Source organism: Streptomyces hesseae (assembly GCF_031845785.1).
GTDB classification, from domain to species: domain Bacteria; phylum Actinomycetota; class Actinomycetes; order Streptomycetales; family Streptomycetaceae; genus Streptomyces; species Streptomyces hesseae.
In genome coordinates, this window is record NZ_JAVRFI010000035.1 from 24,207 (window position 1) to 49,719 (window position 25,513).

General features: G+C 72.8%; 17 protein-coding genes. 6 read left to right on the top strand and 11 right to left on the bottom strand.

The genetic code is table 11. The features are described 5' to 3' along the window. The first annotated feature begins 56 nt into the window (after window positions 1-56). Genes RM609_RS32150 through RM609_RS32160 form a run of 3 tightly spaced genes read left to right on the top strand, consistent with a single transcriptional unit; the run spans window position 57 to window position 3,768 of the window. On the top strand, window positions 57-1,496 hold the full coding sequence (locus RM609_RS32150; RefSeq protein ID WP_311615811.1) for an ABC transporter substrate-binding protein: 1,440 nt from the start codon (window positions 57-59) through the stop codon (window positions 1,494-1,496). A 14-nt stretch (window positions 1,497-1,510) separates the two neighbouring features. Next, window positions 1,511-2,875, top strand: a complete 1,365-nt coding sequence (locus tag RM609_RS32155; RefSeq protein WP_311615813.1) for a carbohydrate ABC transporter permease — start codon at window positions 1,511-1,513, stop codon at window positions 2,873-2,875. After that, a complete protein-coding gene (locus RM609_RS32160) occupies window positions 2,872-3,768 on the top strand; it encodes a carbohydrate ABC transporter permease (RefSeq protein WP_311615814.1) in 897 nt (298 codons plus the stop codon). The genes RM609_RS32155 and RM609_RS32160 overlap by 4 nt, the downstream gene beginning before the upstream one ends. 70 nt (window positions 3,769-3,838) lie before the next feature. Here the strand turns inward: RM609_RS32160 and RM609_RS32165 are convergent, their stop codons facing one another. Continuing rightward, window positions 3,839-5,383 carry a glycosyltransferase family 39 protein gene (locus tag RM609_RS32165; RefSeq protein WP_311615816.1) on the bottom strand — a complete coding sequence of 515 codons (1,545 nt, stop codon included), beginning with the start codon at window positions 5,381-5,383 and terminating at the stop codon, window positions 3,839-3,841. 89 nt (window positions 5,384-5,472) lie between these two features. On the opposite strand from RM609_RS32165, the gene RM609_RS32170 reads away from it, so the two are divergent. After that, window positions 5,473-7,266 (top strand): glycosyltransferase family 2 protein, encoded by a 1,794-nt coding sequence (locus RM609_RS32170; RefSeq protein WP_311615818.1) that lies wholly within the window; start codon window positions 5,473-5,475, stop codon window positions 7,264-7,266. A gap of 51 nt (window positions 7,267-7,317) precedes the next feature. Here RM609_RS32170 and RM609_RS32175 read toward each other — a convergent pair whose 3' ends face one another. The 6 genes from RM609_RS32175 to manB form a co-directional block, all read right to left on the bottom strand. Beyond that, a complete protein-coding gene (locus tag RM609_RS32175; RefSeq protein ID WP_311615819.1) occupies window positions 7,318-8,490 on the bottom strand; it encodes a glycosyltransferase in 1,173 nt (390 codons plus the stop codon). Further along, window positions 8,487-11,315 (bottom strand): bifunctional glycosyltransferase/CDP-glycerol:glycerophosphate glycerophosphotransferase, encoded by a 2,829-nt coding sequence (locus tag RM609_RS32180; RefSeq protein WP_311615821.1) that lies wholly within the window; start codon window positions 11,313-11,315, stop codon window positions 8,487-8,489. Before RM609_RS32180 ends, RM609_RS32175 begins: the two co-directional genes overlap by 4 nt. A 3-nt stretch (window positions 11,316-11,318) precedes the next feature. After that, complete coding sequence (locus tag RM609_RS32185) at window positions 11,319-12,602, bottom strand: glycosyltransferase family 87 protein (protein WP_311615823.1); 1,284 nt, start codon at window positions 12,600-12,602, stop codon at window positions 11,319-11,321. Further along, window positions 12,599-14,233, bottom strand: a complete 1,635-nt coding sequence (locus RM609_RS32190; RefSeq protein ID WP_311615825.1) for a hypothetical protein — start codon at window positions 14,231-14,233, stop codon at window positions 12,599-12,601. The genes RM609_RS32185 and RM609_RS32190 overlap by 4 nt, the downstream gene beginning before the upstream one ends. A 3-nt stretch (window positions 14,234-14,236) precedes the next feature. Continuing rightward, window positions 14,237-15,052, bottom strand: a complete 816-nt coding sequence (locus RM609_RS32195; RefSeq protein ID WP_311615827.1) for a polyprenol monophosphomannose synthase — start codon at window positions 15,050-15,052, stop codon at window positions 14,237-14,239. Between the two features lie 141 nt (window positions 15,053-15,193). Continuing rightward, window positions 15,194-16,273 carry a mannose-1-phosphate guanylyltransferase gene (gene manB / locus RM609_RS32200; RefSeq protein WP_311615829.1) on the bottom strand — a complete coding sequence of 360 codons (1,080 nt, stop codon included), beginning with the start codon at window positions 16,271-16,273 and terminating at the stop codon, window positions 15,194-15,196. 138 nt (window positions 16,274-16,411) lie between these two features. Here manB and RM609_RS32205 point away from each other — a divergent pair, with 138 nt between their 5' ends. Further along, entirely contained in the window at window positions 16,412-16,975 is a 564-nt protein-coding gene (locus tag RM609_RS32205) for a GtrA family protein (RefSeq protein ID WP_311615831.1), read from the top strand. Here the strand turns inward: RM609_RS32205 and RM609_RS32210 are convergent. From RM609_RS32210 to RM609_RS32225, 4 genes are all read right to left on the bottom strand, one after another. Next, window positions 16,903-18,063, bottom strand: a complete 1,161-nt coding sequence (locus RM609_RS32210; protein ID WP_311615833.1) for a glycosyltransferase 87 family protein — start codon at window positions 18,061-18,063, stop codon at window positions 16,903-16,905. The two genes, RM609_RS32205 and RM609_RS32210, sit on opposite strands and share 73 nt — an antisense overlap. 84 nt (window positions 18,064-18,147) lie before the next feature. Continuing rightward, window positions 18,148-23,154, bottom strand: coding sequence for an NAD-glutamate dehydrogenase (locus tag RM609_RS32215; RefSeq protein WP_311615835.1), 5,007 nt, complete (start codon window positions 23,152-23,154; stop codon window positions 18,148-18,150). 332 nt (window positions 23,155-23,486) lie between these two features. Continuing rightward, on the bottom strand, window positions 23,487-24,191 hold the full coding sequence (locus tag RM609_RS32220; protein ID WP_438828590.1) for an HAD family hydrolase: 705 nt from the start codon (window positions 24,189-24,191) through the stop codon (window positions 23,487-23,489). A 35-nt stretch (window positions 24,192-24,226) separates the two neighbouring features. Beyond that, the gene (locus tag RM609_RS32225) at window positions 24,227-24,730 is read right to left on the bottom strand and encodes a DUF6912 family protein (RefSeq protein ID WP_311615837.1); all 504 of its coding nucleotides are present in this window, start codon (window positions 24,728-24,730) and stop codon (window positions 24,227-24,229) included. 286 nt (window positions 24,731-25,016) lie between these two features. Here RM609_RS32225 and RM609_RS32230 point away from each other — a divergent pair, with 286 nt between their 5' ends. Beyond that, a complete protein-coding gene (locus tag RM609_RS32230; RefSeq protein WP_311615839.1) occupies window positions 25,017-25,457 on the top strand; it encodes an Rv3235 family protein in 441 nt (146 codons plus the stop codon). Window positions 25,458-25,513 lie beyond the last annotated feature (56 nt).

A 25,513-nucleotide genomic window follows, 5' to 3' on the forward strand; every position in this document is an offset into this window, starting at 1 on the left:
CCGGGGCGACGTGCGGCGCGGCCGTCGACGGGGACCGGGCACGGGAGGTACGGGCCATGCGCACGGCAACACGTACATCGCTCCGCGCGGCACGCGCGGAGCGCACCCCACGCCCGCGCAGAGCGGGCGGCGCGGGCGCACGGAGGGGCGCGCTGGCCCTGGCCGTGGCGGGAGCGCTGGCGCTGACCGCCGCCGGCTGCGGTGACAGCGGCGGGGACAAGGACAAGAGCGGCGACAAGCCCGCCCCCGGACAGTCCGACCTCATCACGCACACCGTGCAACTCCCCAAGCTCAACGGGCAGAAGCTCAAGGTGACCGCTGTCTGGACGGGCGTCGAGCAGAAGAGCTTCACCAAGGTCCTGGACGAGTTCGCCAAGCGCACCGGCGCCGAGGTCGCGTATGTGCCCAGCGGCGACGACATGTCCGCCTTCATCGGCTCCAAGGTGGCGGGCGGTGACCCGCCGGACGTGGCGATGCTGCAACAACCCGGGGCGTTGCGGGAGTTCGCCGGTAAGGGGTGGCTCAAGCCGCTGGGCGAGGAGGCCCGGGCACAGCTGAAGAAGAACTTCTCCCAGGGCTGGCAGGATCTGGGCTCCGCCGACGGCAAGCAGTATGGCGTGTACTTCAAGACCAGCAACAAGTCCCTCGTCTGGTACAACACCAAGATCTTCGAGGCGGCGGGCGTCAAGGTGCCCGCGACCTGGCCGGAGTTCCTGCGCACCGCGCAGGCCGTCGCCGACTTCGGCGTCTCGCCGGTGTCGGTGGGCGGCGCGGACGGCTGGACGCTCACGGACTGGTTCGAGAACGTCTATCTCTCCCAGGCGGGCCCGGAGAAGTACGACCAGCTGGCCCAGCACAAGATCAAATGGACCGATCCCTCCGTCAAGGACGCGCTGACCACGCTCGGCCAGCTCTTCGGCAAGAAGGAGCTGCTGGCGGGCGGCCAGGAGGGGGCGCTCCAGGCGCAGTTCCCCACGTCGGTCACCCAGACCTTCAGCGGGGGTGAGAAGGCGAAGGCCGCCATGGTCTTCGAGGGCGACTTCGCGGCGGCGAACATCACTGCCGCCAAGGCGAAGATCGGCACCGATGCCAAGGTCTTCCCCTTCCCGGCAGTCGGGGGCCGCGCGCCCGTGGTGACCGGCGGCGACGTGGGCGTGGCCCTCAAGGACAGCCAGGCGGCGCAGGCGCTGCTGACCTTCCTGGCCTCCACCGACGCCGCCGGGATCTGGGCGAGGGAGGGCGGCTTCATCTCCGCGAACAAGAACCTCGGCCTCGCCTCCTACCCCGACGACGTGCAGCGCTCCATCGCCAAGGCGCTGGTCTCGGCGGGCGATTCCTTCCGCTTCGACATGTCCGACCAGGCGCCCGCCGCGTTCGGCGGCAAGCCGGGGCAGGGCGAGTGGAAGGATCTCCAGGACTTCCTGCGGAACCCGGCGGACGTGGAGGGCACCCAGCAGCGGCTGGAGTCCGACGCGGCCAAGGCGTTCAAGAACTGACAGGACCGGTCGCCATGACCACAGCCACCGCCGTCCCCCCGCCCCCCGATCCCCCGGTACGCCCGGCTCCGGCCCCGGCGCGGGGCAAGGGCCGGGGCGCGCTCGGCACGCGGCCCTGGGTGGCCGCCTGCTTCCTGCTGCCCGCGCTGGCCCTACTGGGCGCCCTCGTCGTCTATCCCATCGGGTTCTCCGTCTACCGCAGCCTCTTCGACGCCTCCGGCCACGGCTTCGTGGGCATGGACAACTACCAGGAGGTCTTCACCGACGCGCGGATCCGCACGGCGCTGAAGAACAATGTCATCTGGGTCGTCGTCGCCCCCTCCGTGGCCACCGCCCTCGGCCTGATCTTCGCGGTGCTCACCGAACGGGTGCGCTGGGGCACGGCGTTCAAGCTCGTCGTCTTCATGCCGATGGCCATCTCGATGCTCGCGGCGGGCATCATCTTCCGCCTGGTGTACGAGCAGAACCCGGATCGCGGCGTCGCCAACGCCGTCTGGGTCGGCATCCACGACACCTTCGCCGCTCCCGCCCCCTTCCCGGGGGCGCACCCCCGGCCGGCGGGTGACCTCGTGGCGAGCGGTGGCGGCGCGTTCACGACGAAGGCGGCGGCGCGGGCGGGCAGCGCGGTGGCGCTGCCACTGGTGGCCGTGAAGCCGGAGGACGTGTCCGGCGCGAGGGACGCCATCCCCGCGCGGGACGTGGCCGGGAAGGTCACCGGCACGGTGTGGATGGACTTCACCCGGGGCGGCGGCGGAACGGCCGGGAAGATCGACGCGGGTGAGAAGGCCCTGGCGGGGGTGAGGGTGGAGGCCGTCAGGGACGGCAGGACCGTCGCCTCCACCACCACGGACCCCGACGGCACCTTCACCCTGCCGACGGCGGCGGACGGCGCCCGGCTGCGGCTGCCCGCGGCCAACTTCGCCTCCGCCTACAACGGCGTCGACTGGCTCGGCCCCTCCCTGGTGACCCCGTCGATCATCGGCGCGTACATCTGGATGTGGGCGGGCTTCGCCATGGTGCTCATCGCGGCCGGCCTGGCGGGCGTGCCGCGCGAGCTGCTGGAGGCGGCGCGCGTCGACGGGGCCAACGAGTGGCAGGTCTTCCGCCGGGTGACGGTGCCCCTGCTGGCACCGGTCCTCGCGGTGGTGGTCGTCACCCTGATGATCAACGTGCTGAAGATCTTCGACCTGGTCTACATCATCGCCCCGGGCTCCAGCCTCGACAACGCCAATGTGCTGGCCCTCCAGCTCTATCAATCCTCCTTCGGCACGGACGTCAACCAGGGCGTGGGCAGCGCCATCGCCGTCTTCCTGCTGCTGCTCGTCACTCCGGTGGTGATCGTGAACATTCGCCGGATCCGGAAGGAGCGGCAACGATGAGCTCTCAAGACACCGTTGTACGGGGCGAGGTCGTACGGGGCGAGCGTTCCCTCCCCGCCCGGCTGGCCGCCCGCCTGGGCGCGGGGGCGACGCGTGGTTTCCTCGTCCTGGTCGGGCTGTTCTGGCTGATGCCGACCGTGGGGCTGCTGCTGTCCTCGCTGCGTGACAAGGCCGACATCGCCGCCTCCGGCTGGTGGCAGGTCTTCGCCCACCCGTCCCAGCTGACGACGGAGAGCTATCGCACGCTCTTCGCCAATGACAAGGTGACGCACTCCCTTCTGACCACCGCGCTGATCACCGTCCCGGCGACGGTGCTGGTGATCCTCGTCGGCGCCCTCGCCGGATACGCCTTCGCCTGGCTGGACTTCCCCGGCCGGGACTGGTGGTTCATGGTCGTCGTGGGGCTGCTCGTGGTGCCCGTGCAGGTGGCGCTGATCCCGGTGGCCAAGCTCTTCAGCGCGCTGGGCATCTTCGAGTCCACGGTGGGGGTGGTGCTCTTCCACACCGCCTTCGGGCTGCCCTTCGCGGTGTTCCTGTTGCGGAACTTCTTCGCGGAGATACCGCGCGAGCTGCTGGAGGCGGCCCGGCTGGACGGCGCGGGCGAGCTACGGCTGTTCACCCGGGTCGTACTGCCGCTGGGCGGGCCGGCCATCGCCTCCCTGGGCATCTTCCAGTTCCTGTGGGTGTGGAACGACATGCTGGTCGCGCTGATCTTCGCGGACAGCGGCAACCCTCCCATCACGGTGGCCCTTCAGCAGCAGGTCCGGCAGTTCGGCGACAACGTGGACATCCTCGCGTCGGGTGCCTTCCTCTCGATGGTCGTTCCGCTCGCGGTGTTCTTCGCCTTCCAGCGCCAGTTCGTGAGCGGAGTGATGGCGGGCGCGGTGAAGTGATGGGGGGTGCGGTGAGGTGACGGCGGGTGCGGTGAATGACCGGGGGTGCGTGACCACGGGTACGTGACGGCTAGCGCCGCAGGTACAGCGACACCGCGCCTCCCCGTACGAACACCGTCGACTCCTCCCGGTACAGCGCGTCGAGCTCCCTGGTCTTGGCGGACTCGGCGCGCTGGGCCCGGAACCAGGGCGTCCCGACCGTGGTCGTGTCCGCCACCACCCACACCCTCGTCCCCGGGGGGAGCCCCCGCAGCCGGGAGCGCAGCTCCCCCGCCCCGACCTCGTGGCCGTAGAGGGTGCCGGAGGCGGCGGGCGACTTCTTGAGGGTGAGGTCCCGCAGCCCCCTGAAGGCCTCCGGGTAGCCCAGGGATATCCGGCGCTCGTGGAGCGGGAGGAACAGCACCGCGTCCCCCGGCCGGGCCGTCCTCCCGACGGCGGCGGCCACCCGGGCGAGTTCGTCACCCCGGCTGGACGGCAGCCGCTCACGCTCGTGGAAGGGCAACTGCGCCACGAAGACCACCGCCACGGCCGCGGCCCCGACCGCCGCCGCGACGCGCGGCCACGGCACCAGCCCGAGGAGCCGTTCCGCGCCGGCGGCCGCCAGCAGCGGCACGCCCGCGAGGCAGAAGAGCAGATAGCGGTCGAGAAAGAGCGGCTGCCACTGTGAGGCCGCGTAGAGCAGCACTGGCGGTACGACGGCCAGCGGCAGGGCGACGGCGGTCAGCCGCAACGGGCCCGTGCGGGGCAGAGGGACGAGCACGGCGACGGCCATCAGCGCGACCACACCGGCCACCACGGGCTCACCGGGGCCCGCGAAGGCGTGGAGGAACGCCTTCGCCTGCTCGTATCCCGGTGTGCGGAGCCAGGAGACCTGCTCGCTCTGGCCTTGGGAGAGCACGGCCAGCGGCGCCAGCACGGCGCAGGCCGCAGCCGACGCGCAGCCCCAGCCGCGCCATATCCGCCCCGGGACCCGGGAGAGCAGCAGCGTCAGCCCATGGGCCGCCAGCAGCAGGATCGCGAACTCGTGCAGCAGCGCCGTGACCGCCACCACCGCGCCGTAGCCGGCCCAGCGCCCCGGCGAACCCCGCTCGACGGCCTCCAGCAGCAGCCACGTCGCCAGCGCGCCACCCGCCGCGACCAGGGCGTACGAGCGGCCCTCCTGCGCGTAGTGGCCGACGAACGGGGTGGCCGCGTACAGCAGCCCGGCCCACAGGCCCACCCGGGGGCGGGCCAGCCGGCAGCCGATCGCGCCGATCAGCCCGGCGGTGACGGCCGCGGCCACGACGGACGGCAGCCGCAGCGTGGTCTCGTCGGCGCGCAGCGCCAGCACGGGGCGCATCAGCAGGTAGTAGAGCCCGTGCACGGCGTCGACGTGGCCGAGCAGGCGCAGGATGTCGCCCGTCGACCGGCGCGCCACCTGGAAGGTGGCGGCCTCGTCCCGCCACATCGTGCCCCGGTCGAGCCCCCACAGGCCCAGGAGGAGCATGACGGCGGCGGGCACGATCACGGCCAGGGGCACTGCGGCGGGCAGCCCCCGGAGCGTGCCCCCGAGCGTGGCCGCCCATGGCGTCCTCGGCTCCGTCCTCAGCTCGGGCCGTACCGCGGTCCGTGCCATCCTCGCCCCTCCCCGCATCCGCTCCTGTCGGCCACACGCGGTCGCAGAATGCCCCAATTACACATACTTATTGGATAAAACTGTGCTTTATGGCAGTGAACGGGAGCGGAATCCCTGTCGCACACCCCGCCGCCGGGCTCCCGGCGGCCGTCCGGGCCGACGCCCGGGTCGGCGTGATCGTCATCGGCTACGACGACGCCGCCCATATCGGCCACGCCGTGCGCTCCGCCCTCGGCCAGGGCCCGGCCGTCGCCGAGGTCGTCGCCGTGGACGACGCGTCCACCGACGGCACGGGGGCCCTCCTCGACCGGCTGGCCGCGCGCGAACCCCGGCTGCGGGTCGTCCACCGGGCCGTCAACAGCGGTGGCTGCGGCACTCCCCGCAACGACGGCCTCCGGGCCACCACCGCGCCCTATGTGATGTTCCTCGACAGCGACGACATCCTCCCCCGGGACGCGGTGACGGCCCTGCTGCGCGGCGCCCTGGCCCATGACGCGCCGGTGACGGCGGGGCTGTGCGTCCGCCGGGAACTCCCCCGGCGGCGGGACACTCCCTGGCAACCCGCCCTCTACCGGCGGCCCGCCGTCCACGCCTCCCCCGAGAAGCACCCGGCGCTGCTGCGCGACACGCTCTGCGTCAACAAGCTCTACTCCCGCGACTTCCTCACCGCGCACGGCATCGACTTCCCCGAAGGCCCGTTCCCGTACGAGGACTTCGTCTTCAGCGCCCGCGTCCTGGCGGCGGGACCGCGTGTCGCCGTCGTCCCGGACCCCGTCTATGTCTGGCACGTGCGCAGGGGCGCGGCCCGGCCCTCGATCTCCCTGGACCGTGAGCGGGTGGCCAACTGGCAGGCGCGTGTCCGCGCCCATGAGCGGGGTGTGGAGGTCTTCCGCGACGCGGGCAACGAGCCGCTCGCCCACGCCGCCCGGGTGAAGTTCCTCGACCACGATCTGCGGATGTACGTCCGGGAGCTGCCCGGCCACGGCCCGGCGTACCGCGCGGCCTGGTGGCGGGCGGCGCGCGCCGCGCTGGCCGCCTGCGACGAGGCCGACCTGCGTGCCGCGCGGGCCCCGGCCCGCTGGATCGCCCGGGTCGTGCTCGCCTCCGAGACCCCGCGCGACCTGGACCGCCTCGCCCAGCTCGCCGCCCGGCCCGCCCGGCTGCTGCCGCCGTACGCCGAGGCCGCGGGGCGGCCGATCTGGGCGGCGGACCTGCCGCAGGCCGTCCTCGACGGCCTCACCGGCCCGGGCGCCAAACCGGCCCGCCGGCTGCCGGTCACCATCGACGCCACCCTGCGCCACCGCCCGGGGCGCGGCCGTCACGCCGAACTCCGGCTTCGGGTGCACGAGCTGTACGGCCGTCTGGCGGCCGCCCGGCCGCATGGCGTCGATGTCGAGCTCCGGCTGCGGGACGGCGATTCGGTCCTGGAACACACCGCCTCGCCACAGCCGGACGAGCCGAATGTCCCGGGCGGGCCGGACGGGCCAGGCAGGCCGGGCGGGCCGGACGCAGGGACGTCCTGGGGGGTCTCCGTGCCCGTGGACCTCGCGGCGCTGGCCGCGCGGGGGCTCCTCGACGCCAGGGCCCGCAGGGCCCTCACGACCGGACCGCAGTCCTGGGACGTACGCGTCCGCATCCACTGCGCGCACGGCGGCACCCTGCGGACGGCGGTACGGGCCGTGGGCGCCGGCTCCCGGCCCGCCGTGCTGCTCGGCGCGCGGTACGGCCTGCTGCTGGCGCAGCCGCACGCCACGGCGAGCGGTTCGCTCGTCCTGCGGCTCGCGCCCGGCGCCCGGTGCGTGCTCGGTGTCGCCCTGCGCAGGGCCCGTACGCTCCTGTCCCGACTGCCACTCCTGCGGCGTACGGCGGCTGCCCGTACCTAGCCTCGTTACGCACATATCGGCATCCCCCTTGTGACCGGTCCGGTGGCGGACCTAGCGGTCGATCTCCTCGAACAGCGCCTCCCAGCGGTCCAGGACCGCCGGCAGGGCCAGTGGCGCGACGTGCTCGCGCGCGGCCCGCCCGTAGCGTTCACGCGCCGGGCCGTCCCCCATCAGCTCCCCCAGCGCGGCCGCGAACGCCGCCGTGCCCCCCTGCGGTACGAGCGTGCCCGTGCGCCCGTGGACGACCAGCTCGCGGACGCCGCCCGACAGGTCGAAGCTCACGCAGGGCACCCCGGCGGCGGACGCCTCGGCGAGGGCCATCGGCCGTCCTTCGCGCTCGCTGGTGAGGGCCACCAGCGACAGCTCCCGGTAGGCGGCGGCCATGTCGCGGACGGTGCCCCGGAAGCGGACCCTGTCGCCGACGCCGAGCCGGTCCGCCCGCGCCCTCAGCTCCGGTTCCTGCGGGCCGTCGCCGAAGAAGTGGAGCTCCCAGCCGGGGTGTTCGATCGCGACGGCGGCGAAGGCGTCGAGCAGCCGGTCCAGCCGTTTGACCGGCTCCAGCCGCCCGACCGCGCCGACGCGCCGGCCGTCCAGAGGCGCGGGGGCGGAGGACACGAAGGGCAGCGGGTTCGGCATCACCCCGGCGTTCGGCAGCCGCCTTCGGCGGAACTCCGCCGCGTCCGGCTCGCTGAGGAACAACGACTTCTCCAGCGCCGGATAGTGGCGCAGGATCAGCTCCAGGTTGACGGACGCCCGCGCCTGGTGGAACGACTCGTGGTACTGGCCGATGGCCCGCACATGGGCCGGCCGCGCCACGGACTCCAGCCAGACCGCCGCCCACGGCGAACCGGCGATCACATACCCCGTACCGTTCTCCGGTGTCCCGGCGAACCGCCGCGCCAGCAGTGTCCGGGCCCGCTGTCGCTCCCGGCGCTCGGCCCGTGCCGACCACAGCCGCGCCGGACTCAGCCGCTCGGCGAGGGAGTCCGCCCGCCAGGAGGGCGCGGCGGGTGCCCGGTAGAGCGTGGTCCGCCGGTAGGCGGGATCGGCGATGTACGAATGGGGCCGGGGGCTCGGCCGGATGCCGATGAGCTCGACGGCGTGGCCGCGCTCGGCGAACCCCTGGGCGAGGGTGTGCAGCACCCTCTGCGAACCGCCCGTCGAATCGACGTCGATGCCGAGCAGGAACAGCCGCCTCCGGCGGTCCGAGGCCAGGCGGTTCACCGGTCGCTCCCCTCGAAGAACAGGTCGACCACGGCCTTGCTCGACCACCCGGTCTCCAGGGGGTTGAACCGCTCCTGGAAGCGGGCGTACGCACCGGCCCACCGCTCGCGCACCCCCGCCAGATCGCCCAGCGCCTCGGCCAGGTCCCTCGTGGTGGCGAGCATCGGGCCGGGGGCGATGTCCGGCAGGTCGTAGTAGGCACCGCGCGACAGGGAGCGGTAGTCCTCGTAGTCGTCGGTGTAGAGCAGGATGGGCCGGCCCAGGTTGGCGTAGTCGAACATCACCGACGAGTAGTCCGTGAGCAGGGCGTCCGAGGCGAGCTGCAAATCGTTGAGATCGGTGAACTCACGCCCGTCGCGCACCGCGTGCCCCAGCTCGCGGGGCACGGTGAACCGCTCGTAATAGTGGGGGCGGACCACGACCGTCCACTCCTCGCCGACCGCGCCGACGAGCCCCGCCAGATCGACGCGGATCGACGCCCCGCTGCCGCGCTCGCCGTCCCGGAACGTGGGGGCGTACAGCAGCACTTTCCGGCCCTCGGGGATCTGTAGCCGCTCCCGGGTGCGGGCCGCTCGGTCACGCTGCTCCGGCTCGTTCCAGCGGACGAGCACGTCGTTGCGCGGCAGCCCGGTGCGCAGCAGCCGGCCCGCGTAGCCATTGGCCCGTACGAACGTCCGCTCGAACTCCTCGCTGGGGGAGATCAGCGCGTCCCAGCGGGCCACCGTCGCGTGGTGCTGTCGGCGCCGCTCGGGGCTCGCCAGCCGTAGCTCGGGGATGTCGAACCCCATGTGTTTGAAGGCCTGGCCGTGCCAGGTCTGGAGATAGCGGGTGCCCGCCCGTTTGGCGAAGGACACGGGGAAGCCGTGCGAGTCCACCCAGTAGCGCGCCCGGGCGACCGTACGGGCGTACTCCCAGCTGCCGCGCCGGACGAGCTCCACACCCTCGGGGAAGGAGGACCGGTCGCCGGAGTACGACCAGACCACGCGGAGCGGGAGGCCGCGCCGGACGAGTTCCTCGTGGATATAGCGGGGACTGTCGGCGTAGCCGCGCCCCTCCAGGGCCTCGAAGACGACAAGCTTGTCGTCGATGGGCAGTTTCCGCAGCTCGTGATAGGCGAGGGCCTTGGCGCGGGGCCCGGTCGCGCGGCGGATGAGCCGGTGGGCGCCGCGGCGCAGGGCGGGCCGGCCGGGGGTGAGGGCTTCGGCCCGGCCGAGGGCACCCGTCCGCTCCCAGGTGAGCTCGAACCGTCCGGCGCCGTGCCCTTCGCACCCCGCCCGCACCAGGTGCCCGCCGATCCGTGCCCGCAGGGACGGCGCCGGGGCGGGGGCCAGCAGCGGATCGGTGCGGGTCAGCCCTTGCCGGGTGAGCACCACGTGGGGGTGGCGTCGCCCCCGGAACCCGGTGGGCCCGAGGGGTACCCGGCGCAGATCGATCTCGGCCCGGGCGGTGCGCGCCCCCGGCGCCTCCGCGCCCTCCCCACCCGGCTCGCAGCCCTCCCCACCCTGCTCATAGTGGAAGGGGACGACGAGGGACCCCGTGCTTGCGGCGACGCGCAGCTCCGCCGTGACGGGAACGGGTCCGGCCAGCAGTCGTGCCGGGTCGTAGGTGCGCAGGGTGAGGCGCAGGCGGCTCCCGGCCGGTTCGACGCGCGTCACCTCGTGCCGTAGGGGGCCGGTGGTGAAGGGCTGGTCGTCCAGGCGCCATTCGGTGATGTCCAGCTCCCGGGCGGCCCGTTCGTCCTCGGGCAGCTCCCGCCCCCAGTACCGGCGCCCGGCGGTGTCGCGCACGGTGTGGCGGGGGGCGATGCGGGGCCGGTCCAGGGTGCGCGCGCATTCGGCGGCCTCTTCGAGGCGGCCGGCGAGGAGCAGGTACTGGCAGACGCGCTGTTCGCGCGGCACCGTCTCCCAGGCGTCGGGCGCGATGCCGGCGAGGTAGGGGGCGACGAGGGCGGCGAACTCCTCGGTCCACTTCCGGTCGCGGAAGGGCAGGTCGCCGAGGTGGAGGCGGAGGTCGTGCCGGAGGAACTTGGCGTCCTTCGCGGGTCGCAGGCCGGCGTGGCCCGACTCCTCCAGGAAGGCGTCGACGCGCCGGGCGACGGCGATGCGGTCGGCGACGTTCCGCAGTTTGTGGCGGCTGGAGGAGATGGAGGGGCCTGTGGCAGGGTCGCCGGCGAGCCGCCAGGTGTAGACGGGCCAGGGGACGACGGCGAAGGACCGGGCCAGGGTGAGGGCTTGGGCGGTGAAGAGCTGGTCCTCGTAGTGCAGGTCCTCGGGGAATCTCAGGCCGTGGCGGGCGAGGAAGGCGGCGCGGTAGAGCTTGTTGGTGGAGAGGTGGTCGAGGAGGTATTCGGGGGCGGCGCGCAGGCCCGCCACGAGGCGGATGTCCCCGAAGAGCTCGGGGTACCACAGGGCGGTGGTGCCGCTCTCCTCGAAGAGCCGGGTGACCTCGCCGGTGACGAGGTCGACTCCCGTCTCCTCCGCGGCCAGCAGCAGTGATTTGCAGGAGTGGTAGGGGAGTTCGTCGTCGCTGTCGAGGAACATCACATAGGGGGCGCGGGCGGCGGCGATACCGGCGTTGCGCGGGGCGCCGCAGCCGCCGCTGTTGACCGGGAGCCGCAGCAGGCGCACGCGTGGGTCACCGGCGGCCAGTTCCCGGGCGGCGCGGGGGGTGTCGTCCGTCGAGCAGTCGTCGACGACGATCGCTTCGAGGCGGCGCAGCGACTGTCCGAGGACCGATCGCACGGCGCGCGGCAGCCGTCCGGCGTCGTTGTGGACGATCACCACTACGCTGACCTCCGGGGTGATGGAGGGCACGGGAACGGACATGGTTCACCTCGCTTCCGGATCGGGCCGGGCCTCAACCTCCGAGATCTCCGAGACCTCCAAGGCCTCCGAAACCTCTGAACACAGAGAGTAACCACAACTACTCTCCGTGACAATCCCTGCGTCCCGCCCTCTTCCCCGCCACGCCGCCAGCCCCAGCACCGCCGCCAGCCCGCCGAACATCACCACGTCCCGGAACGCGTGCCGCTGCCCACTGTCCACACCCGGCCACGGCACTCCGCCCAACTGCGGCACCAGAGGCACCCAGAACCACACCGACCTCGCGGTCGCCCCCCGCACCACCACCGACGTGGCCAGCGAGGGCACCACGACCAGCGCGTAGTTGAGGAACGACGGGCGCGAGACCACGAACGCGGCCAGCATCAGCAGCGCGGCGCACTCCACCAGCCGCAGCGCCGGGTCTCCCCCGCGGCGCCACCGCAGCCACGCGAAGTACAGCACCGCCGTCCCGGCCACGGCCGCCAGCGCGAACGCCAGCGTGTGCGGCACTCCCAGCCGGGGCAGCACGGCCGGCCACGAGGCGTCGTACGGGCGGGCGTACGCGTCCTGGCCGTGCAGCAGGAACGGCAGCGTCCGGGTGAAGAACAGCCCCGGCCTGGGCAGCGCGACCGCCGCCGACAGCGAGATCGCGGCGGGCACCCCCAGCGCCCACGCCAACGCCCGCCACTGCCGCGCCAGGAGGAACAGCAGAAACAGCGGTACCAGCATCGGTTTGAGCGCGACGGCCGCCCCGACCACCACGCCCGCCGCGGACCACCGCCCGTTCCGCGCCAGCAGGAGGGCCGCCGGGAAGGCGACCACCGACGCCGCCGTCCAGTTGCCCAGGAACACCAGGCTCTGGAAGGGCAGGAACAGCGCCGTGCCCAGTGCCAGCGCCACCGCCAGCCGGCTGTCCGCCCGGACCCCGAAGATCCGCAGCGCCAGCACCCCGCCCACCGCGACCAGCGCACCGGTCACCACCGGCACGACATAGAACAGCACCTTCTCCGAGAGGAGCGTCTGCGGCAGCGCCGCGAACACCGCCCCCGGCGGATACAGGAAACGTTTGTCCGCGTACGGCGACCCGCCGCTCAGCAGCGCATGCGCCGCCCGCACCACCACCGCGTTGTCGATGCCGGAACGCGCCTTGCCGTACGCCCGCACCGAGCTCAGGGTGAACACCAGCACCGCCGAGACCAGCGCGGGCCGGGGGGCCCGGCCGCGCAGCCACGCGGAGGCCACGTCACCGAAGGACGGCACGGTCACCGGCGCGGTCTCCGTCGCGCTCATCGTCCGACGACCTCCAGCAGCACGCGCCCGCCCGGCCCCTGGGCCGCCTTCCTGAGCGCGGGGTCGCCCGGGGCCAGGCCCGCCGCCCCGTTCTTCTGCAGCACCCACGTCACGCCGTACTCCTTGAGGATGCCGAGCCGCTCGGCCCGGGAGGTGGCCGGGGCGAAGTAGCGCCGCGTGGCGTCGTGGCGCCGCTTCTCGTCGGGGAGGAAGAGGTCGGGATAGGCCGGGGCGACGGTGTATGGGCCGTACGCGGGGAGCGTTCGCAGCGCGTAGTAGTCGTTCGTCATCACCGTCGCCCCTTTGGGCACATGCGCCACAGCCCAGCCGAAACGCGGCCACAGCGCGATGACGGGCGCCTCGCGCAGCCCGGGCGGCACTGCCTCCCTCCGGAGCACGTACGACAGCACTCCCGCCTGCGCCCACGTCCCGGCCAGCAGCGCCGCCACCGCCACCACCGGCAGACCGCGCCGCAACCGCTCACCACCGGCCCCATGCCCCTTAAAGGCCTCACAGCCCTTAGAGGACCCACGTCCCTTAGAGGCCTCACAGTCCTCAAAGGCCTCACGGCCCTCAAGAGCCTCGGCCGTCTCGACGGCGAGCGCGAGCTGAGCCGGGATCAGCACGGCCGGCAGCGCCCTCCCCCACGCGTAATGACCGCTCACCCAGCCCGCCGCGACGACCGCCGTCCCCAGCCCGAAGAGGAGCGCCAGCGGATCGCGGCGATCGCGCCACCACCGCGCCCCGAGGGCCGCCACCCCTACGGCCACCAGGCAGAACCGCTCCGCCGCACGGCCGTAGAGCGCCCGGTGGACGGGGTCCAGCCCACCCCCGCCGAGCAGCGCGGGAAAGGAGTAGTACGGCCAGCACAGCGGCAGCACCAGCGCCACGGCGCCCCCCGCCGCCAACCGCGCCCACCCGGCCCCACCCGGCCCCGGCCGCGTGCCGAGCAGCACCGCCAGGACCCCCAGCACCGCGACAACGCCGGTGAACTGATGCACCAGCAACACCGAGCCCAGCAGAAACCCCAGCCCCACATGCCCCGGCAGCCCCCAGCCGGCCGTCCGTGCCCGGCGCAGCAGCGCCCACAGCCAGCAGGAGAGGCCCAGGGCGAAGGTGCCCGGATAGGCGAGGGTCAGGCTGAGCGAGGCCAGCCCCGGCATCCCGCTCCACGCGAACGGCACCACCCCGTACAGCAGCAGCACGCACAGCAGCGCGAGCGGGACGGCGATCCGCGCCCGGCTGAACGTCCGGGTGAAGGCGGCGAGGCCCGTGCCCAGCAGGGCGAGGCCGGCGAGACCGGCCAGCCGCAGCACCCCGAAGGTGCCCCAGCCGGTCGCCGTCGCCACCAGCGCCAGCGCGACCGTCCACGGCGAGTAGTACGGGCTCGGTGTGTCCTCGTCCACCAGGGGGTTGCCCGGGTGGACCAGGTCCGCGCGCAGCCGCTCCAGGACCGCGGCGTGCATCCCGAGGTCGCCGGACCACGGCAGCCGCACCACCATGAGCAGCAGCAGGACGCCCAGCAGCAGGACGGCGACCGCGGCCGTCCGGCGCGGCAGGCCCGCCCGGCGCGGCCGGGAGGTCCGGGAGAGCGGCGGCCGGGGCGTCCTGAAGGCCGTGGGCGGGCTCACGGGTCAGTGGGGGCGCTTGCCGGCCGCCGGCGCGCGGAGCGCTCTGGACCGCAGCCGCCAGGGCATGGCCACGGATTCGAGTTGCACGGCGAGGTTCATCTTCGACTCCCCGGCGGTGCGGTCCTCGAAGTGGATGGGCACCTCCATGACCGTGAAACCGGCGCGCAGCGCGCGGTATTTGGTCTCGACCTGGAAGCTGTAGCCCGCGCTGTCGACGCTGCCGAGCCCTACGGCCCGCAGGGCGTCCGCGCTCCACAGGTTGAAGCCGCTGGTGATGTCGCGGACCCGGGTGCCGAGGATCCCGCTGGCGTAGGCGTTGGCCCAGCGGGAGAGCAGCTTGCGGTGGGCCTTCCAGGCGTCGGAGAGGGTGCCCCCGGGGACGTACCGGCTGCCGACGACCACGTCCGCGCCGGTGGCGAGGGCGACGCCGAGCATCTCGGAGATCTTCCCGGTCGGGTGGCTGCCGTCGGCGTCCATCTGGAGGACGTACACGGCGCCCTCGGCGACGGCCCGCTCCATGCCGGCCGCGTAGGCGCGGCCGAGGCCGTCCTTGGTGGTGCGGTGCATGACGCCCATGCGCGTCCGGCCGGGCTCGTTGTACTTCTCCGCCAGCTGCTCGGCGACGGTGCCCGTGCCGTCGGGGCTGTTGTCGTCGACCACCAGCAGCCGCAGCCCTTCGAGGGGCAGGGCCATGAGCGCCTCGGCCATGGTGGGGAGGTTCTGCGCCTCGTTGTACGTCGGCATCACGACGGTCAGCGGGGTACGGCCCCATTCGGCGGGGAGCGGTGTCGCGGCGGCGGGGGTGCGCGGAGGGCTCATGAGCGGATCCTCGGCAGATGGAGAGCGGGAGTGGGCGGCTGGCGACAGTTGGCGGTCGGCGGATGTTCAAACACTGAGTCGGTCAAACGCTGAGTCGGTCAAACACTAAGTCGGTGTTCGCGTACGGGCAGGCGGTGACGCTCAGACGGCCGAGAAGCGGATGGCGGCGTCGGGGATCGCGGTCCCGCACCAGACGCGCGCCCCCTCGCGCAGCTCGTTGTCCCCGCCGATGTCGGAGCGGTCCCCGATCACCACGTCGTCGAGGAGGGTCCGGGGGCCGACCCTGGCGCCGGTGCCGACCATGGACGCCCGGACGTGCGCGCCCTCCTCGATCCGGGCGCCGTCCAGCACGACGGATCCGTCCACGACGGCGCCCGCCGCGACGTACGCGCCGCTTCCCACCACCGTGCCGCCGAGCAGCCGCGCCCCGTCCGCCACCCGGGCGCCGGGCAGCACCAGGTACTCGCCGGGGTCCCCGGGGACGGCCGGGGAGCGGACGACGCCGCGCACGAGGTCGGCGGACGCCTGGACGAAGGCCGAGGGACGGCCCAGGTCCAGCCAGTACGAGGCGTCGACCACGCCGTGCAGCACGGCCCGGGCGGCCAGCAGCCCGGGGAAGGTCTCCCGCTCGACGGAGACCGGCCGCCCCGGGGGGATGGTGTCGATGATCTCGCGCCGGAAGACATAGGCCCCGGCGTTGATCTGGTCGGTGACGATCTCCTCGGGGCGGCGCGGCTTCTCGGTGAAGGCCAGGACCCGGCCGTCGGGGGCGGTGGGCACCAGGCCGAACGCGCGGGGGTCGGCCACCCGGGTGAGATGGAGGGTGACATCGGCCCGGGCCCGCTCGTGGCGCAGCAGCAGATCCCCGACGTCGAGGCCGGTGAGGATGTCGCCGTTGAAGACGAGCACGGGGTCGGTGGGCCCGGAGGTCAGGGCGATGGAGGCGTGCCGGATGGCCCCGCCCGTGCCCAGCGGCTCCTCCTCGTGGACGTAGGTGAGCCGCAGGCCGTGGGCGGAGCCGTCGCCGAAGTAGGGCTCGAAGACCTCGGCGAGGTAGGAGGTGGCGAGCACGACGTGCTCGACGCCGGCGGCTCTGGCGCGGGCCAGCTGATGGGCGAGGAAGGGCACCCCGGCGGCCGGGACCATCGGCTTCGGCGTGTTGATGGTGAGCGGCCGGAGCCGGGTTCCCTTGCCTCCGACGAGCAGTACCGCCTCGGTCATGCCAGTTCCTCACCCATCGCGGCCTCGCCCATTGTGGTCACACTGTCGCACTGCGTCAGTTTTTGCGGCAATTTACACTACAATCGGTTGTCTACGTGAGATGTCCGCTACGCGTGGCGACCGTATCTGGAGATGCCCTTGCGCCCGACGGAATCGAGACCGACGGAATCGAGGAGGCGGCGTCCGCCCGGCCGGGGGCGGCTGTCGGCGCTGGCCCGGGAGTTCGCGAAGTTCGGCACCGTGGGCGGGCTGGGGATCTTCGTCAACCTCGGGGTCTTCAATGTGTGCCGGGGCGCCACCGGCCTGCCGGTGGTGCGATGCAGCGTGATCGCGACGGCCGTCGCCATCGCCTTCAACTACCTGGGCCTGCGCCACTTCACCTACCGCGACCGCGACAGGAGCCACCGCAGCAGGGAGATCGCCCTCTTCGCGGCCTTCAGCGGCATCGGACTGGTGATCGAGAACGGTGTCCTCTACATCGCCACCTACGGCTTCGGCTGGGGCGGGGCGCTCCTCGGCAACCTCTTCAAGTTCCTGGGCATCGCCACGGCGACCCTGTTCCGCTTCTGGTCCTACCGCGCCTGGGTGTTCAGGGCCCTGCCCGGGCGGGCCGGGCGCCACGGCTCCCCTCACGGCGACCCGTCGAACAGCACGAGCAACCCGGCCGCGTACCAACCCGAGACCACCGCACCTCCACCGTAGAGACACACCCTCACCCCCAGCGGAACACGCGCGAGCGGCCGGGCCGCCAACAACAGCGGAACCGGCAGGAACGGCAGCATGAAACGTGGTTTGGAGTACGGCGAGCCCGGCGTCCCCACCATCAGCAGCCAGGCTCCGGCGACGGCCACGACCAGCGGCCAGGGCACCCGCCGGTCCAGTGCCAGCGCCACCACCGCGGCCGCCGTCAGCAGCACCACGGCGACCACGGCGACATGGCGCACATCGGTGACCGCGCGAGGGTCGCGGTAGAGCAAGACCTGCCGCAGGAAGTCCGCGGTGCCCGCGCCGAAGTCGAACGTCTGCCCCCAGGCCCGCTCCGCCTCGAACCAGCCGTCCCAGCGCCCCACCCGGCTGCCCAGGTAGAGCCAGCCGCCCAGCAGCCCCAGCGGCGCCAGGGCCAGCGCCGCCCACGGCCGCGCGCCGTCCCGCCGGCGCAGCACCGCCCCGCCGGCGGCCAGCAGCACCGTTGCGATCAGCACTGTCGCCGTCGGCCGTACGGCGCCCGCCAGGGCGCACAGGACGCCCGCCGTGACCCAGCGGCGCCGCACCAGCGCCACCAGGGCCCACATCAGCAGGGCGCTGAAGACCGCCTCCGAGTACGGCACCCACAGCGCGAAGGCGTACGGCGAACAGGACCACAGCGCCACGCACGCGTACCCGGCGCCCCGGCTTCCCCCGCAGTGCCGTACGAGCGTGTACACCCCGGCCCCCGCCACCGCCGCCGCGCACCAGGAGATCAGCACCCCGGCGCAGTCGGCGGGCAGGCCGGTCACCAGGTGCAGACCGCGGATCAGCGCGGGGACGAGCGGGAAGAAGGCGAGCCGGGTGTAGTCGGGCGTGCCGTCGGGGCGGTGGGGGATGAGGCGGGGATAGCCCCGCTCGGCGATCCGGAGGTAGTTGCCGCTGTCCCAGCGGTACAGCAGCCAGCGCGTCCCATGGCCGAGGTGGTGGTTGACCAGCAGCAGGACGGCGAAGCCGACGGCGGCGACGGCCAGCTGGACGGCCGCCGCGACGGCCATCTCCCGGTGCGCCGTCCGGGTGGCCGTGAGCCGCGGAACGACTGTCATCCGACTCTCTTACACATACGAAAAGGGCGGCCCCGGGGGTTTTCCCCGGAGCCGCCCCCTTCATGCCGGTGCGGCGGTCACCCGTCAGGTGTGCGAACGCAGCAGGGTGCGCATCGTGCGCATGGCCACCGACAGGTTGGCCAGGTCGAACGCGTCCGACCCGCGGATCTCGTCCAGCGTCGTCCGCGCCCGGGTCAGGATCGCGGCGTTCCGCTCCTCCCACGTGGCGAAGCGCTCCTCCGGCGTGGCGGAGCCGTTGCCCGCGGAGAGGACCTCGGCCGTCAGCGCGGCGTGGGCCGCGTAGAGGTCCTCACGGATGGAGGCGCGGGCCATGGACTGCCAGCGGTCGGCACGCGGCAGGTCGATGATGCGGTCCATCAGCTGGGTGATGTGCAGCCGGTCGGCCAGGTCGTAGTAGACCTCGGCGACGCTCAGCGGCTCCTTGCCCGTGCGCTCGGCGGTGGCGACGATGTCCAGCGCCGGGAAGACGGACGAGAAGCCCGCGACCTTGACCGCCAGCTCGTCGGGCACGTCGGCGTCGACGAGCTCGTCGTGGATCGACTGCCACCACTCGATGTCGGCGCCGCGCAGCAGCTTGGGCAGCTCGGCCCAGACCGTGTCCACGCCCTCGCGGAAGAACGCGATGGTCTCCGCGAGCTCCAGCGGCTGCGGGCGGTTGTTGAGCAGCCAGCGGGTGCCGCGCTCGACCAGCCGGCGTGAGTGCAGCCGGATGCGGGTCTGGACGTCGGCGGCGACCACGTTGTCCAGGCCCTCGACGGCGTCCCAGACCTCGTTCAGGCTGAAGATCTCGCGGGCTGCGGTCTGCGCCCGGACGATCTCCTCCAGCGAGGCGCCGGTCTCCTCCCGCAGGCGGTGGAGGAAGGTCGAGCCACCGGAGTTGACCGTGTCGTTGACCAGGACGGTCGTGACGATCTCGCGGCGCAGCGCGTGGTTGTCGATGTTCTCGCCGAACGACGTGCGCAGGGCCTGCGGGAAGTAGGCGTAGAGCAGTCGCTGGAGGTACGGGTCGTCGGGCAGCCCGGTGGCGAGCAGCTCCTCCGCCGTGGTGATCTTGATGTAGGCGAGCAGGACGGCCAGCTCGGGCTGGGTCAGACCGCGGCCGGCGGCCAGCCGCTCCCGGATCTGCCGGTCGGCGGGCAGGAACTCCAGGGCGCGGTCGAGGTGGCCGTCGCGGGTGAGGCGGCGCATGATCCGCTGGTGGGCGTGGAGCAGGCTGGGCGCCTGGGCCACACCGTTGGCCAGGGCCACGTTCTGCGCGTAGTTGTTGCGCAGCACCAGCTCGCCGACCTCGTCGGTCATCTCGGCCAGCAGCTTGTTGCGCTGCTTGACGGTCATGTCGCCGTCGGTCACGAGGGCGTTGAGCAGGACCTTGATGTTCACCTCGTGGTCGGAGGTGTCCACGCCGGCGCTGTTGTCGATGGCGTCGGTGTTGATCCTGCCGCCGGTCGAGTCCGGGCCGCCGGCCAGGGCGAACTCGATGCGGCCGAGCTGGGTCAGACCGAGGTTGCCGCCCTCGCCGACGACCTTGACGCGCAGGTCCCGGCCGTCGACGCGGATGGCGTCGTTGGCCTTGTCGCCCACGTCGCCGTGCGACTCGGTGGACGCCTTGACGTACGTGCCGATGCCGCCGTTCCACAGGAGGTCGACCGGGGAGCTGAGGATGGCCTTCATCAGCTCGGCGGGGGTCATCTTGGTGACGCCGGGGGCGATACCCAGGGCCTCGCGCACATGGGCGTTGACCGGGATCGACTTGGCGGTGCGGGGGTGGACGCCGCCGCCCGCGGAGAGCAGCTTGGTGTTGTAGTCGGCCCAGGAGGAGCGGGGCAGCTCGAAGAGCCTGCGGCGTTCGGCGTAGGAGACCGCCGCGTCCGGCTTGGGGTCGATGAAGATGTGGCGGTGGTCGAAGGCGGCGACCAGGCGGATGTGCTCGGAGAGCAGCATGCCGTTGCCGAAGACGTCACCGGACATGTCGCCGACGCCGACGACCGTGAAGTCCTCGGTCTGGGTGTTGTGGCCCAGCTCGCGGAAGTGCCGCTTGACCGACTCCCAGGCGCCGCGGGCGGTGATGCCCATGCCCTTGTGGTCGTAGCCGGCCGAGCCGCCGGAGGCGAAGGCGTCGCCCAGCCAGAAGCCGTAGGACTCGGCGACCTGGTTGGCGATGTCGGAGAAGGTCGCGGTGCCCTTGTCGGCGGCGACGACGAGGTAGGTGTCGTCCTCGTCGTGGCGGACGACGTCCTTGGGGTGGACGACCTCGCCGCCGACCATGTTGTCGGTGATGTCGAGCAGACCGGAGATGAAGGTCTTGTACGAGGCGATGCCCTCGGCGAGCCACGCGTCACGGTCCACGGACGGGTCCGGGAGCCGCTTGCCGACGAAGCCGCCCTTGGCGCCTACGGGCACGATGACGGTGTTCTTCACCATCTGCGCCTTGACCAGGCCCAGGATCTCGGTGCGGAAGTCCTCGCGCCGGTCGGACCAGCGCAGACCGCCTCGGGCGACCTTGCCGAAGCGCAGGTGCACACCCTCGACGCGCGGCGAGTAGACCCAGATCTCGAAGGCCGGGCGGGGCGCGGGCAGGTCCGGGATGGCCTGCGGGTCCAGCTTCAGCGAGAGGTACGAGTGCGGCTCGCCCTGGCTGTTCCGCTGGAAGTGGTTGGTGCGCAGCGTGGCCTTGATGACGGTGAGGAAGGAGCGCAGGATGCGGTCCTCGTCCAGGCTCGCCACCTGGTCGAGGGCGCCCTCGAGCTCCTCCAGCAGCCCCTCGATCAGCTCGTTCCGGCCGTCCTGCGGGAGCGCCGGGGACATCCGGGCCTCGAACAGGTTGACCAGGAGGCGCGTGGTGTGGACGTTGTTGCTGAGGGTGTCCTCCATGTACGCCTGGCTGAAGGTCGTACCGGCCTGCCGGAGGTACTTGGCGTAGGCCCGCAGCACCATCGCCTGGCGCCAGTCGAGACCGGCCCGCAGCACGAGGTTGTTGAAGTTGTCGTTCTCCGCGGCGCCGGACCACACGGCCGCGAAGGCCTCCTGGAACCGGGCGCGCGCGTTGTCGCCCACCATGTCCCCGGGCAGCCGCAGACCGAAGTCGTAGATCCAGGCGTTGGCCCGGTCGGCGCAGCGCAGCTCGTACGGGCGCTCGTCGACGACGTCGACGCCGAGCCGCTGGAGCACCGGCAGGACGGCGGAGAGGGAGACGGGCTCACCCGTGCGGTAGATCTTGAAGCGGCGCTCGCCGGGGCCCGCGCCGACCGGCTCGTACAGGCTGAGCTCGAAGTCCTGCGCACCGCCGGCGGTGGTCAGCTTCTCCAGGTGGGCGAGGTCGGAGACGGCGCCGCGGGGGGTGTGGTCGGCCTTGTAGCCCTCGGGGAAGGCCTGGCCGTAGCGGCGCAGCAGCTCGGCGGAGCGCTCCTCGCCGACCTCGGCGGTGAGCGTCTCGGCGAAGCCGTCGGCCCAGGAGCGGGCGGCCTCCACAAGGCGGGCCTCGATGCGGTCGGCGTCGGCCTCGGAGAGCTCGGGCAGCGCGGAGCCGGGCTCGACGCGGACGACGAAGTGCAGCCGGGAGAGGACGGACTCGGTGTTCCAGGCCGTGAAGTCGACGCTGGTGCCGTTGAGCTCTTCCTTGAGGATGTCGATCAGACGCAGCCGGACGCCGGTGGTGTAGCGGTCGCGCGGCAGGTAGACCAGGGCGGAGTAGAAGCGCCCGTACTCGTCGCGGCGCAGGTACAGCCGCAGCCGGCGGCGCTCCTGGAGGTAGAGCACGCTGGTGGCGATGGCGCGCAGCTGGTCGGCCTGGATCTGGAAGAGCTCGTCGCGCGGGTAGGTCTCCAGGATCTGGAGCAGGTCGCGCCCGTCGTGGCTGTCGGGGCTGAAGCCGGCGTCGTCCAGGACCTGGGAGACCTTGCGGCGGATGACCGGGACGCGGCGGACGGACTCGGTGTAGGCGGCCGAGGAGAACAGGCCCAGGAAACGGCGCTCGCCGACCACATTGCCGGCGGCGTCGAACTTCTTCACACCGACGTAGTCGAGGTAGGAGGGGCGGTGGACGGTGGCGCGGCTGTTGGCCTTGGTGAGGACGAGCAGCTTGTGCTCACGGGCCTTGGCGCGGGCGTCCGCCGGGAGCCGGCTGAAGGACGGCGAGGTGGGGCGGGGCAGCGGGGCGTGGTGGCCCTCGTGGTGCCCGTTGGCGGTGTGCGAGGGGTCGGAGCGCAGGACGCCCAGGCCGGTGCCGGGGACGGCGGTGAGGACGTCCTCCTCCTCGCCGTCGGTGGTGACCTTGGTCAGGTCGTACTCGCGGTAGCCGAGGAAGGTGAAGTGATCGGCGGCCAGCCAGCGCAGCAGCTCACGGGCCTCGTCCAGCTCGGTCTGCGGGACGTCGGCGGTCGGCTCCTCGGCGAGGCCCTCGGCGATGCGCAGCGCGGCGTCGCGCATCTTGCCCCAGTCCTCGACGGTCTCGCGGACGTCGGACAGGACGCGCACCAGGTCGGCGGCGATCTGCTTGAGGTCGTCGCGGTCGGTCTCGCGGTCGGTCTCGACGTGGATCCAGGACTCGACGAGCGCGTCGTGCGGCAGCTCGGTGTCCTTGCCGTTGCCGTGGGCGTCGCAGGCGGAGCCGAGGACCTCGAGGAGGCGGCCGGTCACATCACGGCGGACGACGACCTGCGGGTGGATGACGACGTGGATGCCACGGTTCTGGCGGGAGAGCTCATTGGTGACGGAGTCCACGAGGAAGGGCATGTCGTCGGTGACGACCTCGACGACGGAGTGGCTGGACGTCCAGCCGTTCTCCTCGACCGTCGGCGTGTGGACGCGCACGTTCGCGGTGCCCTGCGGCCGGTTCTCGGCCAGCCGGTAGTGCGAGATGGCCGCGCCGTAGACGTCGACCGGGTCACGGCCGGTGAGGTCCTCGGGAGCGGTGTGCAGGTAGTAGCGCTGGAGGTAGGCGGTCAGGGTCTTCTGGTCGAGTCCGCCCTCGCCCTTGGGGCCCGCCGGGTGCGCTCCCCCCGGGCTGCCTTCAGCGACGCGGGCCGCCCGCTCGAGCAAATCGGCCTTTGCTTCGTCCAGCTTGGTCTGCATGTCCTCTGGCTCCTGTCGCGCGCCGTTGCGTGACATAGGTGGTGATGGCTTCACGTCGCGACTCGGGGTGTCCGGTCGTCATCGACGGTCCGCCGGGATGAGGGGTGGCCGGGCGGAACACGGCGAAACGCCGTCAGGAGAGCCCGGCTCCGGGGATCCGCTGCGACGGCCCGGGCGCGGTGGCGGCCCGGGGGCAGGACAGGGGCGACGGCGCCCCTGCTGGATATCGCGCTGATCACCTGGTAAGGCTATCGCTCTTCCCCCGGGACGCGTCCATGAGCAGCTTCTATACATTACGGCCACGAAACCTTCGCACTCTGGACAGCACGGCCTCAGACAACGAGACGTTCCGCCTCGGCGACGGCCTCCGCCAGACTGTCCACCACCGGCACACCCGCCGCCGCCAGACTGCCCCGGCTGTGCGAGCCGCCCGTGTACAGCACGGCATGGGCACCGATGTGCGCCGCCGCGACGGCGTCGTCCACGGCGTCCCCGATGACCACCGTACGCCCGGCCGCCACACCGTCCAGCCCGGCGAGATGGCGCGCCATGTGCTCCGTCTTGCTGCCGCCGGAAGGCCCGGTGCGTCCGTCCACCCGGATGAATCTTCGCTCGATGCCGAAGCCCCGCACCAGCGGCAGCAGGTCCTCGTGCCCGTACATCGACATGATCGACTGGGTGCCGCCGGCGTCCTGCCAGCGCGCCAGCAACGACTCGGCGCCGTCCGTGAGGCCGCAGCGTATGCGGTGGTCCGCGTAGTGCCGGTGGAAGACGACGTCCATGTGCTGCCACTCGGCCTCGGTGGGGAGGCGGCCCATCAGTCGCTCGTAGAAGCGCGGGATCGGGACGCAGTACAGCTCCCGGTATCTGGCCAGGGTGATGGGCGCCAGGCCGATCTCGGCGAAGGCGGCGTTGGTCGCCGTGATCACCGCGTCGATGTCGTGGAACAGGGTCCCGTTCCAGTCCCAGACGATGTGCGGCGCGGCTTCCGTGCGCCGCTCCCCCGTGCCCCGCGTGCCCATGCTCTGCATCCCCATGCTCACGACCGTACCGTCCGGGTCCGACAGACCCCTCAGACGAGGTTCGGGATCTCCTGGACGCCGAACCACATCAGCTCGTGGTCGTCGGCCCCGTCCACGGTGAACTGCGCGTCGTCGTCGCCCTGGTCCGCCGCGCCCAGCGCGGCCGCGGCGGCGGCCACGTCCTCCTCGGCGTCGTCCGCGTCGACGTGCACCGAGGCCGCCTTCTTCAGCGGCACGGCCTCCGCCAGCCGCACCGCGCCGAGCGCCGACTGGTCCGACCCGCGCTCCGGGCCGGCGGTCACCGCCGTGTCGGGCACGTCGACCGCCACGACCACACGCCGTCGCGGCGCCCGCGGATCGGCCGCCAGCTGCCGCAGCGAGCCCTGCGCGGCCCGGCTCAGCGCCGCGTACTCCAGCTCCTCGGTGTCGTCCGAGACGTACCACTCGCGCAGGGCGGGGGTGATGGCGTAGGCGTCCAGCGGCGCCGGGCCCAGCAGGCCCGCCTTGTGGGCCTCGGCGAGGCCGGGGAGGGTCAGGGGGACGTAGACGCGCATGACCGCCGCTTTCCTGCTTCCTGAGGGCTTACGAACAGTGCTGCCAGCATACGGGCGCGAGTCCCCCTTCGAAGTGCCGGAGCCCCCCTGGCGGCCGCCTCCCGGACGCCCCGGTCCCCCACCGTGCCCGCCCCTCGGGCCCCATGTCCCCCTGATAGGTGAACGATCCCGGCCCCGAGGCCACCCCCGGGACGTCCTTGCCCGCCTCCGGACGGCGCCGGTAGAAGATCCACCGACCGAAGCCACGCCCGGTACCAGCCGGGCCGCGCACCACGGGGGCGATCGCGTGTACAGGACCAGGGGACCCGCCGGACCGGGCCCGGCCGCGCCACCACGGCGCACGGACTCCCGGCGGCCGGCCGCCGACGCTGCCGCCCGTCGCCACGAACGCGAACGACGCCATCCGCGCTACTGGTTCGCCGAGCGGCTGCTGCTCACCCTCAGCGGGCAGCGCCCGGTGCACTGGATGCTCGGGCACACCCTGCCCCCGGCCTACGACCAGCTGGCCGAGCTGGCTCCCGGGGCGCCCCTGCGGCCCGTCCCACCGGGGCACGGCATCCCCTTCGTGCGCCACTGCGACGAGTTCCAGCCCCGGCCCGGGGTGATCGAGGCGTTCGCCCGGATCGCCTCGGGGGACCGGCTGCGGGCGCTGGCCTTCCGGCTGGAGCACTGCCCGGACCGGCGGTGGCGGTGCGCCGCGGTGGAGCTGGGCGGAGCCCGTACCTGAACACGGCGAAGGGCGGGACACCGGTGGTGTCCCGCCCCGATAACAGGCCTTGCGCG

Excerpts from the sequence above, each read along its gene's own strand:
- RM609_RS32165 (WP_311615816.1), bottom strand. The coding sequence starts at position 5,383 with ATGGCACGGACCGCGGTACGGCCCGAGCTGAGGACGGAGCCGAGGACG.
- RM609_RS32160 (WP_311615814.1), top strand. The coding sequence starts at position 2,872 with ATGAGCTCTCAAGACACCGTTGTACGGGGCGAGGTCGTACGGGGCGAG.
- RM609_RS32215 (WP_311615835.1), bottom strand. The coding sequence starts at position 23,154 with ATGCAGACCAAGCTGGACGAAGCAAAGGCCGATTTGCTCGAGCGGGCG.
- RM609_RS32155 (WP_311615813.1), top strand. The coding sequence starts at position 1,511 with ATGACCACAGCCACCGCCGTCCCCCCGCCCCCCGATCCCCCGGTACGC.
- RM609_RS32220 (WP_438828590.1), bottom strand. The coding sequence starts at position 24,191 with ATGGGGATGCAGAGCATGGGCACGCGGGGCACGGGGGAGCGGCGCACG.
- RM609_RS32195 (WP_311615827.1), bottom strand. The coding sequence starts at position 15,052 with ATGAGCCCTCCGCGCACCCCCGCCGCCGCGACACCGCTCCCCGCCGAA.
- RM609_RS32225 (WP_311615837.1), bottom strand. The coding sequence starts at position 24,730 with ATGCGCGTCTACGTCCCCCTGACCCTCCCCGGCCTCGCCGAGGCCCAC.
- RM609_RS32210 (WP_311615833.1), bottom strand. The coding sequence starts at position 18,063 with ATGACAGTCGTTCCGCGGCTCACGGCCACCCGGACGGCGCACCGGGAG.
- RM609_RS32170 (WP_311615818.1), top strand. The coding sequence starts at position 5,473 with ATGGCAGTGAACGGGAGCGGAATCCCTGTCGCACACCCCGCCGCCGGG.
- manB (WP_311615829.1), bottom strand. The coding sequence starts at position 16,273 with ATGACCGAGGCGGTACTGCTCGTCGGAGGCAAGGGAACCCGGCTCCGG.
- RM609_RS32150 (WP_311615811.1), top strand. The coding sequence starts at position 57 with ATGCGCACGGCAACACGTACATCGCTCCGCGCGGCACGCGCGGAGCGC.
- RM609_RS32180 (WP_311615821.1), bottom strand. The coding sequence starts at position 11,315 with ATGTCCGTTCCCGTGCCCTCCATCACCCCGGAGGTCAGCGTAGTGGTG.
- RM609_RS32185 (WP_311615823.1), bottom strand. The coding sequence starts at position 12,602 with ATGAGCGCGACGGAGACCGCGCCGGTGACCGTGCCGTCCTTCGGTGAC.